At 66.2% G+C, this 12252-nt stretch carries 9 protein-coding genes; 5 read left to right on the forward strand and 4 right to left on the reverse strand.

Annotated elements, in window-relative coordinates:
• Positions 1-23: 23 nt before the first annotated feature.
• On the reverse strand, positions 24-1322 hold the full coding sequence (gene oxlT, locus ACQ6S1_RS10150; protein WP_445041059.1) for an oxalate/formate MFS antiporter: 1299 nt from the start codon (positions 1320-1322) through the stop codon (positions 24-26).
• Positions 1323-1611: 289 nt separating this feature from the next.
• Here oxlT and polA point away from each other — a divergent pair, with 289 nt between their 5' ends.
• Positions 1612-4623: a DNA polymerase I gene (gene polA / locus ACQ6S1_RS10155; RefSeq protein WP_445041060.1), complete on the forward strand. Its 3012-nt coding sequence runs from the start codon at positions 1612-1614 to the stop codon at positions 4621-4623.
• A 15-nt stretch (positions 4624-4638) separates the two neighbouring features.
• On the opposite strand, the gene ACQ6S1_RS10160 is transcribed toward polA, so the two are convergent.
• Entirely contained in the window at positions 4639-5343 is a 705-nt protein-coding gene (locus ACQ6S1_RS10160; RefSeq protein WP_445041061.1) for an anti-sigma factor, read from the reverse strand.
• Positions 5340-5897, reverse strand: a complete 558-nt coding sequence (locus tag ACQ6S1_RS10165; protein ID WP_445041062.1) for a sigma-70 family RNA polymerase sigma factor — start codon at positions 5895-5897, stop codon at positions 5340-5342. Before ACQ6S1_RS10165 ends, ACQ6S1_RS10160 begins: the two co-directional genes overlap by 4 nt.
• Positions 5898-6041: 144 nt before the next feature.
• Between ACQ6S1_RS10165 and ACQ6S1_RS10170 the strand changes: the two genes are divergently transcribed.
• Positions 6042-6818 (forward strand): DUF4394 domain-containing protein, encoded by a 777-nt coding sequence (locus tag ACQ6S1_RS10170; RefSeq protein WP_445041063.1) that lies wholly within the window; start codon positions 6042-6044, stop codon positions 6816-6818.
• Positions 6819-6871: 53 nt separating this feature from the next.
• Here the strand turns inward: ACQ6S1_RS10170 and ACQ6S1_RS10175 are convergent, their stop codons facing one another.
• Entirely contained in the window at positions 6872-8542 is a 1671-nt protein-coding gene (locus tag ACQ6S1_RS10175) for a vWA domain-containing protein (protein ID WP_445041064.1), read from the reverse strand.
• A 220-nt stretch (positions 8543-8762) separates the two neighbouring features.
• Here ACQ6S1_RS10175 and ACQ6S1_RS10180 point away from each other — a divergent pair, with 220 nt between their 5' ends.
• From ACQ6S1_RS10180 to ACQ6S1_RS10190, 3 genes are read left to right on the forward strand one after another with little or no spacing between them, the layout of a single operon-like run.
• Positions 8763-9875 (forward strand): PspA/IM30 family protein, encoded by a 1113-nt coding sequence (locus ACQ6S1_RS10180; protein ID WP_445041065.1) that lies wholly within the window; start codon positions 8763-8765, stop codon positions 9873-9875.
• Complete coding sequence (locus tag ACQ6S1_RS10185; RefSeq protein ID WP_445041066.1) at positions 9875-10519, forward strand: OB-fold-containig protein; 645 nt, start codon at positions 9875-9877, stop codon at positions 10517-10519. Before ACQ6S1_RS10180 ends, ACQ6S1_RS10185 begins: the two co-directional genes overlap by 1 nt.
• A gap of 5 nt (positions 10520-10524) precedes the next feature.
• Entirely contained in the window at positions 10525-12252 is a 1728-nt protein-coding gene (locus ACQ6S1_RS10190; protein WP_445041067.1) for a flotillin family protein, read from the forward strand.

Raw genomic sequence — 12252 nt, forward strand, 5'->3', positions numbered from 1 at the left:
GTTTCATTCTTTGAGAGCCAAGATTATTCGGCAGGCTGCATCGAAGGCGTGCGGGCGATTTCGGCCTGCGCGTCGCGGATCGTGCGGGCGCGCATCGGCTTCAGCACGAACAGGGCGACCACAGCGGCGATCGCGTTGACCGCGGCAGCGGCGTAGAACACGCCCTCCCAGGAGCCGCTCATCTCATACATGATGCTGGCAACGGGAACGAGGAAGCTGGCGGTGCCCTTTGCGGTGTAGAGCAGGCCCGCATTGGTCGCAGCGAACTTGGAGCCGAACGTGTCGGCGCAGGTCGCGGGGAACAGCGAGTAGATCTCACCCCAGGCGAAGAACACGAGACCGGTCAGCAGCGTGAACAGCAGCGGATCGTGGCCGAACTCCCACATCAGGACGATGCCGACGGCTTCGAGCGCGAAGCAGATGAACATCGTGTTCTCGCGGCCGATATGGTCCGACACCCAGCCGAAGAACGGGCGGGTCACGCCGTTCAGCACGCGGTCGATGGCAAGAGCGAAGGTCAGTGCGGGCAGCGTCAGGCCGAGCATGGACACCGGAACGTCCGCGATCTGCCAGTCCTTGGCGATCGGGGCGATCTGCGCCGTCACCACGAGGCCGCCGGCGGCCACGAGCACGAACAGGGCGTACATGATCCAGAAGACGGGGGTCTTCACCATCTCCATCGGGCCGTATTCGCGGCGGGTCTGCAGGTTGCTGGTGGCAGCCTTCGGCAGAAGCGCCGTGTTCGGCTTGGCCAGCAGGAAGCCCAGAACCAGCACGATGCCGCCCTGAATCAGACCGAAGACCAGGAAGGTCTGCTCATAGCCCGACGAGGCGATCATGTTGGCGATCGGGATGATCGTGATGGCCGAACCCGCGCCGAAGCCGGCGGCGGTGAGGCCGGCGGCAAGGCCGCGGCGATCCGGGAACCATTTCAGGGCGTTGCCGACGCAGGTGCCGTACACCGCGCCCGCGCCGATGCCGCCGAGGGCTGCGCCGAGATAGAGCAGGAAGAGCGAATCCGCGATCGAATTCACCATCCACGCCAGCGCGCAGAGGATGCCGCCGACGATGACGACGATCTTGGGACCGAACTTGTCGACGAACCAGCCTTCGACCGGAACGAGCCAGGTCTCGGTCACGATGAAGATCGTGAACGCCACCTGGATGAGGGAAAGCTCCCAGCCGTGAGCTTCCTGGATGGGCTTCACGAACAGGGTCCAGCCGTACTGAAGGTTGGCCACCATGGCCATACAGACAATGCCGATGACGAGCTGCACCCAGCGACCGCCGATGGGCTGAGACGTTGTTTCAACCGAAGACATTCGCGTCTTCCTCCTAGACTTTTGTTTTTTGCGCGGGGAACCGGTTTGCCAGGGATTTGAGCGGACGTTTCGCCCCGGACCGGGACACCCGCATCACTCGACCCCGCGCGGCACGCGGCTCTGGTATGCAGTGTAGACAATACTATGACGAAGGTACCTTAGACCTTAGTCGTAGATTTACGGTGTTCGCCGCAATTCCACCGCCCTTATACCCATGCGGCTCGCTGGATCAACCGGCGCAGACGCGCCGTTCTTCCCCTTGGCGCGGGAAGCGATCATATTCCCCAGCATGACCGAACAGCCCATCAAGCCCGGCGATCAAGTCTTCCTCGTCGACGGGTCGTCCTTCGTTTTTCGCGCCTATTTCCAGTCCATCAATCAGGACGCGAAATACAATTATCGCTCCGACGGCTTGCCCACCGGAGCGGTGCGGCTGTTCTGCACCAAGCTCCATCAATTCGTGCGCGAGGGCGCCGTCGGCATCCGGCCCACCCATCTCGCTATCGTCTTCGACAAGTCGGAAGCGACGTTCCGCAAGGACGTCTATGCGGATTACAAGGCCAACCGGAAGGAGCCGCCGCCGGATCTCGTTCCCCAGTTCCGCCTGATGCGGGAGGCGGTGAAGGCGTTCGGCCTCATTCCGGTCGAGAAGGAAGGTTTCGAGGCCGACGATCTCATCGCCACCTATGCCTGCCAGGCGGAGGCGGCAGGCGCTGACGTTCTCGTCATCACCTCCGACAAGGATCTGATGCAGATCGTGACGCCGAAGATCGGCTTCTACGATTTCGAGAGTGGCGCCAAGGGCCGCCCCGGCTATCGCCCGGAAAGGCGCATCGATATCCAGGGCGTCATCGATTATTTCGGCGTGCCGCCCGAACAGGTCACGGACGTGCAGGCGCTCGTGGGCGATACGTCGGACAACGTTCCCGGCGTGCCCGGGATCGGCATCAAGACCGCCTCCGCGCTGATCCAGGAATTCGGATCGCTCGACAATCTGCTGGAGCGGCTCGACACCATCAAGCAGCCGAAGCGCCGGGAGAACCTGATCCAGCACGCCGAGCAGGCGCGTATGTCGAAGACCCTCGTCACGCTGGACTGCAAGGTCGAGCACGACATTACCCTTCCCGCGCTTCAGGTGCCGGAATTCGACGCAAGGCGCGTGCTCGCCTTCACCAAGGCGATGGAGTTCACCACGCTCACCAAACGCATCGCGGAAGCGACCGACATCGACGCCAATTTCGTCGAGCCCGACCCGGATCTGCGCGCGGGCAGCGGCCGCTACGCCCAGACCGCCTCGGAGCAGGACGAGGCGGGGGCGGAAGAAGCGCCCGTCCGTTTCGAGCGCGGAAAGGTCTCGCGCGGCACCGGCACGAAGAACGGGGAGGCGGCGGATGGTGCCCACACCCCGCAATCCCTCGCCGAAAAGATCATCGCCGAATCCCGCGATGCGCCCTGCTCGCGCGAACATTACGACATCGTCCGCGATCTCGCCCGGCTTGACCAATGGATCGCCGCCGCTCGTGAAAGCGGGCGCGTGGCCATCGACACCGAGACGACGAGCCTCGACGCCATGGCCGCCGAGATCGTCGGCATCTCACTGGCGGTGGAGCCCGGTCTCGCGGCCTACATCCCCATCGCCCATGAGAGCGGCGATCAGGACATGTTCGGCGGCGGCCTCGCGCCCGACCAGATCCCGCTCGCGGAAGTGCTGGAGCGCCTGAAGCCCCTGCTGGAAAGCCCGGCCGTGCTCAAGATCGGCCAGAACATCAAATACGATCTGCTGGTCTTCGCCCTCCACGGCATCGACCTCGCGCCGGTCGACGACACCATGCTCCTGTCCTACGCGCTCGATTCCGGGCGCGGCACCCACGGCATGGATGAGCTGGCGCAGCGCTGGCTCAGCCACACTTGCATCGCCTATCGCGACGTCACCGGCACGGGCAAAGCCCGCGTCGGCTTCGCGCGCGTGCCGATCGACAAGGCGTCGGAATATTCGGCGGAGGATTCCGACATTACCCTTCGGCTGTGGCGCGTGCTGAAGGCGCGCCTCGCGGCCGAAGGCATGACAGGCGTCTACGAGACGCTGGAGCGTCCGCTTCTGCCGGTGCTGATGCGCATGGAACGCAACGGCATCGCCATCGACCGCCAGATGCTGAGCCGCCTCTCCGGCGAGTTCGCGCAAACGATGGGCGGGCTTGAGGCCGAGATCTTCGAGCTGGCCGGCGAGAGCTTCAATCTGGGTTCGCCCAAACAGCTGGGCGACATCCTCTTCGGCAAGATGGGCCTGCCCGGTGCGAAGAAGACGAAGACCGGCGCCTGGGCCACCGGCGCCAACGTGCTGGAGGAACTGGCGGAGGCCGGCCACGAACTGCCGCGCCGCATTCTCGACTGGCGTCAGCTCGCCAAGCTGAAGAGCACCTACACGGACTCGCTTCAGACCTACGTGCACCCCGAGACGAAGCGCGTGCACACCTCGTTCTCGCTGGCGGCCACCTCCACGGGCCGGCTGTCCTCGTCCGAGCCCAACATCCAGAACATCCCGATCCGCACCGAGGCCGGCCGCAAGATCCGCAAGGCCTTCGTGGCGGAGCCCGGCCGCAAGCTGATCTCGGCCGATTATTCCCAGATCGAGCTGCGCGTGCTGGCGCATATGGCCGACATCCCGCAGCTCAAGGAGGCCTTCGCCAACGGCCATGACATTCACGCCATGACGGCGTCCGAGATGTTCGGCGTGCCGATCGAGGGCATGCCGTCGGATGTGCGCCGCCGCGCCAAGGCCATCAATTTCGGCATCATCTACGGCATCTCGGCGTTCGGCCTGGCCAACCAGCTGGCCATCCCGCGCGATGAGGCCGGCGCCTACATCAAGAAATATTTCGAGCGCTTCCCCGGCATCCGCGATTACATGGACCGCATGAAGGCCGAGGCGAAGGCCTGCGGCTTCGTGCGCACCCTGTTCGGCCGCAAATGTCATTATCCCCTGAACGAGGCGCGATCACCGGCCGAGCGCGGCTTCCTGGAGCGCGCCGCCATCAACGCGCCCATCCAGGGAACCGCCGCCGACATCATCCGCCGCGCCATGATCCGCATGGAGGACGCGCTGGCGGCCGAGCGCCTGTCGGCGCGCATGCTGCTCCAGGTGCACGACGAACTGGTGTTCGAAGTGCCGGACGACGAGGTGGAGGCCACGTTGCCGGTGGTGCGCCGCGTGATGGAACAGGCGCCCTTGCCGGCCGTGCAGCTCGACGTGCCGTTGCAGGTGGACGCGCGCGCCGCCGATAATTGGGACGAGGCGCACTAGCGAACCCGCCCGCGATCAGAGCGGCGTCGTCGCCAGTCCCTTGAGCAGGATCGGCCCGGTCGGCTTGCCCGTGGGAGAGCCGCCGGCGGGTTCGAGCGTGATCTCGTACAATTGCTGGCCCCGCGGAACGGGCTGGCCCGCGGCGTTCATCCGGGCCTCATGGGCGGCGTCGAGCAGGCCGAGAGGCACCGGCCCCACCGCCCTGTCCCACAAGGTCCAGACCTGCAGGATCTTGCCCTCGGGCACCGGCAGGTCGGTCAGTGGCCGCAGCAGCACGCTGCCGTCGGCATAGGCCTCCACGATGGCGCCCGGGCTTCGGTCGGCCGCTTCCAGAACGGCGACGACCACGGGCGCGGGTGCCGGACGCAGCAGAGCGGCGCCGAGGCCCAGCCCGAGGCCAAGGCTGGCGGCTGCCCCGGCAAACCCGAAGCCGCGCCAGAAGCCGAGACTGGCCCAGAGGTCGGCAAGGCGACGGGTGGACGCCGGCGGCTGAACGGCCACCGGGCGCTCGCCGATGCTGCCGTGAATGCGCTCCCACAGAACTGGCGAGGGGGCAACGCGGTCGGCCCCGGCATCGAGGGGCAGCAGGCGCTCCCGCCAGGCCGCCACCGCGCGCGCCAGATCCGGATCGCGGGCGAGATCGCGTTCGATGGCGGCGGCCTCCTCCGCATCGGCGAGGCCGAGCACATATTCACCGGCACGGGTGTCGAGATCGCTCATGCCATGCACTGCCGAAGGGTTGAAAGGCTCCGCCTGATCCACGCCTTCACCGTGCCGAGCGGCACTCCCAGCCGGCCGGCGATCTCGCCGTGCGACAGGCCGCCCGCATAGGCCAGAACGACGCTGGCGCGCCGCGACGCATCGAGCCGTTCCAGGCACACCCGCAAGGCATCGCGCTCCGGCAGACGGGCAACGACGTCGTCGTGATCGCCCGTCTCGACCAGCATGTCGAGATCGGCGCCATCGACCAGGTCTTCGCGGCTTCGGTCGCGCACCATGTTGAGAGCCCGGTTGCGCAGGATGGCGTACATCCAGCCACGGCCCGATCCGAGCCCCGCATCGAACAGATGCGCCTTGCGCCAGATCTGCACGAACGCGTCATGTACGACATCCTCGGCGAGATCACGCCGGCGGACGATGCGCAGGGCCACGCCGATCATGGATGGCGCTTCCCGGTCGTAAAGCTGGCGAAAGGCGCCGGTGTCCTGCCGGGCGCAGGCGGCGATGGCGTTGCCATGATCGAATGCCGTCTCGAAACCTGCCGTCGAACTCACGCCCGCCTCCGTGCCACGCGGGCACAATACACGCGGCATCGGCAAACGGATGCATCCAAAAACTTTTCGGCGGGCTGCATCCAATCGCGGGGGCTCGCGGGTAACCGCTTCATCGAGGCTGATCCTCGCACTCATCGGGAGACCATGATGACCAAGAAGCACCTTCTGCTCGCCTCGGCCCTTCTGGCCGCCACCGCCTTTTCCGGCACCGCCTCCGCGGCTTCGCTCGTGGGCCTCGTGGGCAACGACACGCTCGTCCTGCTCGACCCGGCCTCGGGCAAGTCCACCGCCAAGGTCACGATCGACGCGCCCATTTGGGGCATCGATGTCCGTCCGGCCGATGGCATGCTCTACGGCGTTACCGCCGACAACCGGATCGTCACCATCGATCCGACGACCGGAAAGACGACCGAGAAGGCCAAGCTCAGCGAAGGCCTGAAGAGCGGCGTTACCGCGACCGTCGACTTCAACCCCGCCGCAGATCGCCTCCGCATCATGGCCGACGACGGCACCAGCCTCCGCGTCAACGTCGACGACGGCAAGGCCATCGTCGACGGCTCGCACAAATGGAAGGCCGGCGATGCCAATGAGGGCAAGACGCCGAAGATCGTTGCGGGCGCCTACACCAATTCCCGCAACGGCCAGAAGCCGGAGAAGACCGAGCTCTATAATGTGGACGCCACCGGCTCCCTCGTGCTGCAGGCGCCGCCGAACGATGGCACGCTGAACACCGTGGGATCGCTCGGCATGGTGCCGACCGGCCCTGTCGCGTTCAATATCGTGGCGTCCGAGGGCAAGAACGAAGCCTGGCTCGCCCATGGCGGCAAGCTCTACTCGGTCGATGTGAAGACCGGCGCGGCCAAGGAAGCGCTGACCCTTGAGGCCGGCGGCGAGTTGACCGACATCGCCTGGTGGGAATGATCCTTCGCCCCTGAACGAAGGCCGCCGCAGGCAATCCTGCGGCGGCGTTTTCTTCAGCTGCCGCTCTGAGCCGCCGCGTCGATCAGCTGGAGGAATTCCGCGCGCCGGCCGGTGGGGTCCTCGCCGCGCGCCGATTGGGCAAGCGCCCTGATCTCGGCCCAGTCCATCCTGTCGAGATAGGCGGACTTGCGCAGCTTCTGCCCGAACGCCGCGACCGCGACGGCGAAACGGGTGTCATCCGTCGCCGCGCCGATCGATTCCGCCTCGCCCGCAACCGAGATCGGCGTCTCGATCAACGTGCTGACATCGCCGTCGGGTGCCTTGTAGCGGATCTTCAGGAAGCCATATTCGCCGGCATTTCCGGCCGCTGCTGGAGGTGAGGGGCGTTCGTAGCGCAGTGGATCGACCGCGCCTTGCGCCCCCTTTGGCGTGATCTCGTAAAGAGCGGTCACGTTGTGCCCGGCGCCGATGTCGCCGGCATCCACCGCATCATTGTTGAAGTCCTCGCGGTTCAGCAGCCGCGTTTCATAGCCGATCAGCCGGTATTCCGACACGGTTTCAGGATTGAACTCGACCTGAAGCTTGACGTCCTTGGCGATGGTCAGAAGCGTGCCGCCTAATTCCTCCACCAGGACTTTTCGGGCTTCCGAATAGGTGTCGATATAGGCGGCGTTGCCATTGCCGGCCTGCGCCAGCGCCTGCATGCCCGCATCATTGTAATTGCCGCTGCCGAAGCCGAGGATCGAGAGAAAGATCCCGCTCCGGCGCTTGTCGGCGATCAGCTGCTCCAGCCCGCCCGGCTCCGAGATGCCAACGTTGAAATCACCGTCCGTTGCCAGGAGCACGCGGTTGGTGCCGTCCTTGATGAAGGCCTGCTCGGCCAGCCGGTAGGCGGCGACGATGCCCTCCGAGCCGGCGGTCGATCCGCCGGGTTTCAGCGCGTCGAGCGCGGCGAGGATCTTTGCCTTCTCGCCCGCTGATGTCGGCTCCAGCGCCACGCCCGCCGAGCCGGCATAGGTCACGATCGAGATCGTGTCCTTCGGGCCCATCTCGTTGATGAGCAAGCCGAAGGCCCGCTTCAGCAATGGCAGCTTGTTCTGCGCATTCATGGAGCCGGACGTATCGATCAGGAACACCAGATTGGCGGGCGCCACCGCGCCGATATCCATCCGCCGGCCCTTGATGCCGATATGCACCAGCTTGTTGCCGGCGTTCCAGGGCGAGGGGGTCACCGCCACGCTCGGTGCGAATGGCGCGCCGTCTTCCGCCGGGGCGTCATAGGCATAGTCGAAATAATTGATCAGCTCTTCGACCCGCACCGCATCGGGCGCCGGCGCCTGCCCCAGCCGCAGCGCCTGCCGGATATAGGCATAGGACGCCGTGTCGACATCGATCGAGAAGGTCGACACCGGGTTTTCTGCCACGACCTGCACGCCATTGGCATCGAAGGCGGCGAATTTATCGCCCGCTGAGGGGTGGGCAATCATCCGTTCGCGAAAGGAGGAATCCGCGATCCTCGAGGTTCCGGTCGGCGCCGGGAGAGGCGCGGCTCGATTCTGTGCGTCGGCGGTATGATCCGCAGGAGGCGGCGCGCTCTCCACGAACAGCGACGTTTCCACGGCGGCCGGCGGTTGCGTCAGCGCGGTGTAGCCCAGAAGCGCGATGCCAAGCGGCACCACGACAACGGCGCCCAGTGCGAGCGTGCGAGACAAGCGAAGGTCCATCGTCCGGTCCTTTTCGTGGAAGCGATGTCCTTCAGACGGCCCGTCCCCTGCGTTTCCTTGGGCGAGGCCGCGAAAATAGTTTCGCCGCGAGCACCAAGCTTCGAATGGTGCGAAGCGTCTACTCGGGAAAGCCCGCCCGCACTCTCAAGAGAATGCTTGCGGCGACAATCTCGCGGCACAAACCCTTGAAAGCACCGCAGGGGTACTTTAACTTTGAAGCATGCCTTCACGTTTCCAGTCCGCCCTGTCGCTCACTCTGCTCCCATCCCCGGAAGACGGGGCAAGGCTGCGGGCCACCTTGGCCGCCTATCGCGAGGCGATGCGGCTCCTCGACCAGACGCAGGGCGCAAATCTCGTCTCCCTTCACGAGGCGGCCTATGACCTCATTCGGGAAAGAACCGGCCTGCCGGCACGTCTCGTCACGCTCGCATTGCGTGATCATGCGCGACACCGGGCCGGCGACGAGATCACGGCGATCCCGCTCGATGCCAAGCTGTTCGCCATCAAGGGGCCCGACAGCGTCAGCATCGCCACCCTGGAGGGCCGCGTCATCCTTCCCTACGCGATGAACGGCTACCATCCCGGCTGGAACGACTTCGCCGAAGCCCGGCTCCTGTTCACCGAAGATGCGATCGAATTGTGCGCCGGCATTCACGCCGGCCACCACCCACACAAGGAGGAACCGATGTCCAATGAAGGTATCCTTGCGCGCCTGGGGCGTGTGATTGCAGGCGTCGTCAACAATGCGGTCGATGCCGCGGAAGGCGCGAACCCCATTGCCGTGGCGCAGCAGGCTTTGCGCGAGATCGACAAGATCTCCGACGAGGCGCGTTCGGCGCTGGGCGTTGCCGTGGCCGCCGGCCACCGGCTGAAATCGAAGGCCGAGGATATCGACGCCGAGATCCGCGATCTCGATGAGAAGATCAGGGTCGGGCTGGCCAATGGCCGCGAGGATCTGGCCCGCGCGGCCACGGGCGTCCAGATCGACCTTGAAGCACAGCGGGAAGCCCTGTCCAGGGCCGTCGCGGAAAATGCCGGCGACATCGCCGAGGCGCAGGCGACATTGCGCTCCGTCGCCTCTGCCCGGGATGACGCGAAGAAGCGGCTGGATGACGCCCAGCGTGCGGAAAAGGCGGCGGCGAGCCATGCCGACGTCACACCGTCGCAACGCAACGACCGGCGTCTCGCCGATGCGCTGAGCGCGGTCGAGAGGGTCACCGGCAGGCCGGCCCGGCCTGTCGCCGGCGCGGCTGAAATCGAAGAGCTCGGCCAGCTCCAGCGTCAGAACGCGATCGAGGCTCGGCTGAAGGCCTTCCGCGAGGGCGAGCGCTGATGCAGGCGCTCGTTCAGCCCGGCACCGAGCCGTTCTGGCTGGCGCTCATGGTGGTTGCCGGGCTGGGCTTGGTCGAGATCCTGTCGGTGCTGCTCGGGGCCTCCGCCTCGGGCCTGCTCGATGATGGGCTCGGCTATCACGGTCCCGACCACAGCGATGCCGGCCTGCTCGGCGGCTGGATGTCGTGGCTGAACGCCGGTGGCGTGCCGCTTCTGGTCCTGGCCGTCATCTTCTTCTCGGCCTTCGCCGCCATCGGCTTCGGGGTGCAATCCCTCGCCTCCGGCATCCTGGCCCCGCTTCCGGTTTTCTTTGCCGTGCCGGCATGCTTCGCGCTGGCCTTGCCCGTGACGCGGTGGTCGAGCCGCGGTGTGGCGCGCATCATCCCGCGCGATGAAACCAGTGCCGTCAGCCAGTCCGACCTCGTCGGGCTGCTCGGCACCGTCACGCTCGGGCCTCTCGATCAGGGTCATCCCGGCAATGTCCGGGTGCGGGATGGCCACGGCAACATCCATCTCCTGCGCGCCACGGCCGCTCCCGGCCATGTCATTGAAACCGGTGCGCTTGTCGTCATCGCCGACGGGGCCGACGGCCTCTTTCAGGCAATTCCAGCGCCGCCCGAACTGGCGGCCAATCAAGGGGGCTGAACCGCATGGACATCTTCTCGCTCGGACTGATCGCCGGCGTCATCATCGTCGCGATCGTGGTCATCGGCGTCATCATGACGTCGCTCTACACGCGCGCCACGCGGGACAAGGCCTATGTGCGCACGGGCCTCGGCGGCAAGAAGGTGGTGCTCGACGGCGGTTCGGTCATCCTGCCCATCTTCCACTCCTATTCCTGGGTGTCGCTCAGCACGCTCCGCCTCGAGGTCAAGCGCGCCGAGAACGAATCCCTCATCACCAAGGACCGCATGCGCGCCGACATCACCGCAGAATTCTATGTGCGCGTGAAGCCGGATGCCGAGAACATTGCGCTGGCGGCCCAGACGCTGGGCGATCGCACGAACGACGCGAACGCGCTCAAGACGCTGGTCGAGGCGAAGTTCGTCGACGGTCTGCGCTCGGTCGCCGCCACCATGTCGCTGCGTGATCTTCAGGAGCAGCGCGCCGAATTCGTGAAGTCCGTGCAGGCGGCCGTGGCCCACGATCTGCAGTCGAACGGCCTCGAGCTCGAATCCGTCTCCCTCACCCGGCTCGACCAGACCGACATCAAGCACTTCAACCCGAACAACACCTTCGATGCCGAGGGTCTCACCGCGCTCACCAAGATCACCGAGGAGCGCAAACGCGAGCGCAACCAGATCGTGCGCGACAACGAGGTGGAGATCGCCACCAAGGATCGCGAGGCGAGCCTGCGCCGCCTGACCATCGAGCGCGAACAGCGCGACGCGGAGCTGTCGCAGGAGCGCGACATCGCCAACAAGACCGCGGAGACGCGGGCGGAAGCGGCTAAGGCCGAGCAACTCGCCCGCCTCAGCGAGGAGACGGCCCGCCTCGATGCCGAACGCGGCATCGCCGAGCGTGATGCGCAGACGCGTCAGGCCCGCGAAAGCGCCCGCATCGAAGCGGAGCGTGGCATTGCCGAACGTGAGGCCGAGGCGCGCAAGGTAACGGAAAGCGCCCGCATCGAAGCCGCGATCGCCGTGGCCCAGAAGACCGAGGAAGAGCAGGCCGCCCGCGCCCGCGCCGACGAGGCCAAGGCGGCTGCGACGACCGCGGAGGAACAGGTCATCACCGCCCGCGAGGTCGAGATCGCCGAGCGCGCCAAGCGCATCGCCGTGCTCGACGCCCGCAAGGCCGCCGAACAGGAAGCGACCGCCATCACCGTGAAGGCTGAAGCCGAGCTGGAGGCCGCCGCCAATCTCGCCGCCTCCACCAAGATCCAGGCTGAGGCCGAGGCAGAAGCCGCCAAGATCCGCGCCCAGGGCGTCATCGAATTGGGTGAGGCCGAAGCCCGCGCCGAGCGCGCCCGCAATGAGGCACGCAACGCTCTGGCGTCCGAGATCATCGAGTTCGAGCTGTCGCGCGCCCGCATCGACATCATCCCGCAGGCGCTCGAACAGGCCATGAAGCCGATCGAGAAGATCTCAGACATCCGCATCTTCAACGCCGGCGGCATCGGCGGTCTATCCGGTGCACCCGGGCACCGGAGCGACGGCAACGCCGTGTCGGACCTGTCGAGCCAGCTCCTGAACTTCACCGCACAGAAGCCGATCCTCGACGAGATCCTGTCCCAGGCCGGCTTCAAGGGCTCGGATCCGACGCAGGCGCTTCTCGCGGCAGCGGTCGGCGGTCCGAAGCCGGTATCCGAGCCTGCGAAGGCGCCGAAGCCGCCGGCAAACGGCCGGGCGGACAGGGAGGAAGAGCTGCCGGCCTGA

The sequence above is a fragment of the Terrihabitans aquatilis genome, assembly GCF_052542005.1.

Excerpts from the sequence above, each read along its gene's own strand:
- oxlT (WP_445041059.1), bottom strand. The coding sequence starts at position 1,322 with ATGTCTTCGGTTGAAACAACGTCTCAGCCCATCGGCGGTCGCTGGGTG.
- polA (WP_445041060.1), top strand. The coding sequence starts at position 1,612 with ATGACCGAACAGCCCATCAAGCCCGGCGATCAAGTCTTCCTCGTCGAC.
- ACQ6S1_RS10160 (WP_445041061.1), bottom strand. The coding sequence starts at position 5,343 with ATGAGCGATCTCGACACCCGTGCCGGTGAATATGTGCTCGGCCTCGCC.
- ACQ6S1_RS10170 (WP_445041063.1), top strand. The coding sequence starts at position 6,042 with ATGATGACCAAGAAGCACCTTCTGCTCGCCTCGGCCCTTCTGGCCGCC.
- ACQ6S1_RS10175 (WP_445041064.1), bottom strand. The coding sequence starts at position 8,542 with ATGGACCTTCGCTTGTCTCGCACGCTCGCACTGGGCGCCGTTGTCGTG.
- ACQ6S1_RS10180 (WP_445041065.1), top strand. The coding sequence starts at position 8,763 with ATGCCTTCACGTTTCCAGTCCGCCCTGTCGCTCACTCTGCTCCCATCC.
- ACQ6S1_RS10185 (WP_445041066.1), top strand. The coding sequence starts at position 9,875 with ATGCAGGCGCTCGTTCAGCCCGGCACCGAGCCGTTCTGGCTGGCGCTC.
- ACQ6S1_RS10190 (WP_445041067.1), top strand. The coding sequence starts at position 10,525 with ATGGACATCTTCTCGCTCGGACTGATCGCCGGCGTCATCATCGTCGCG.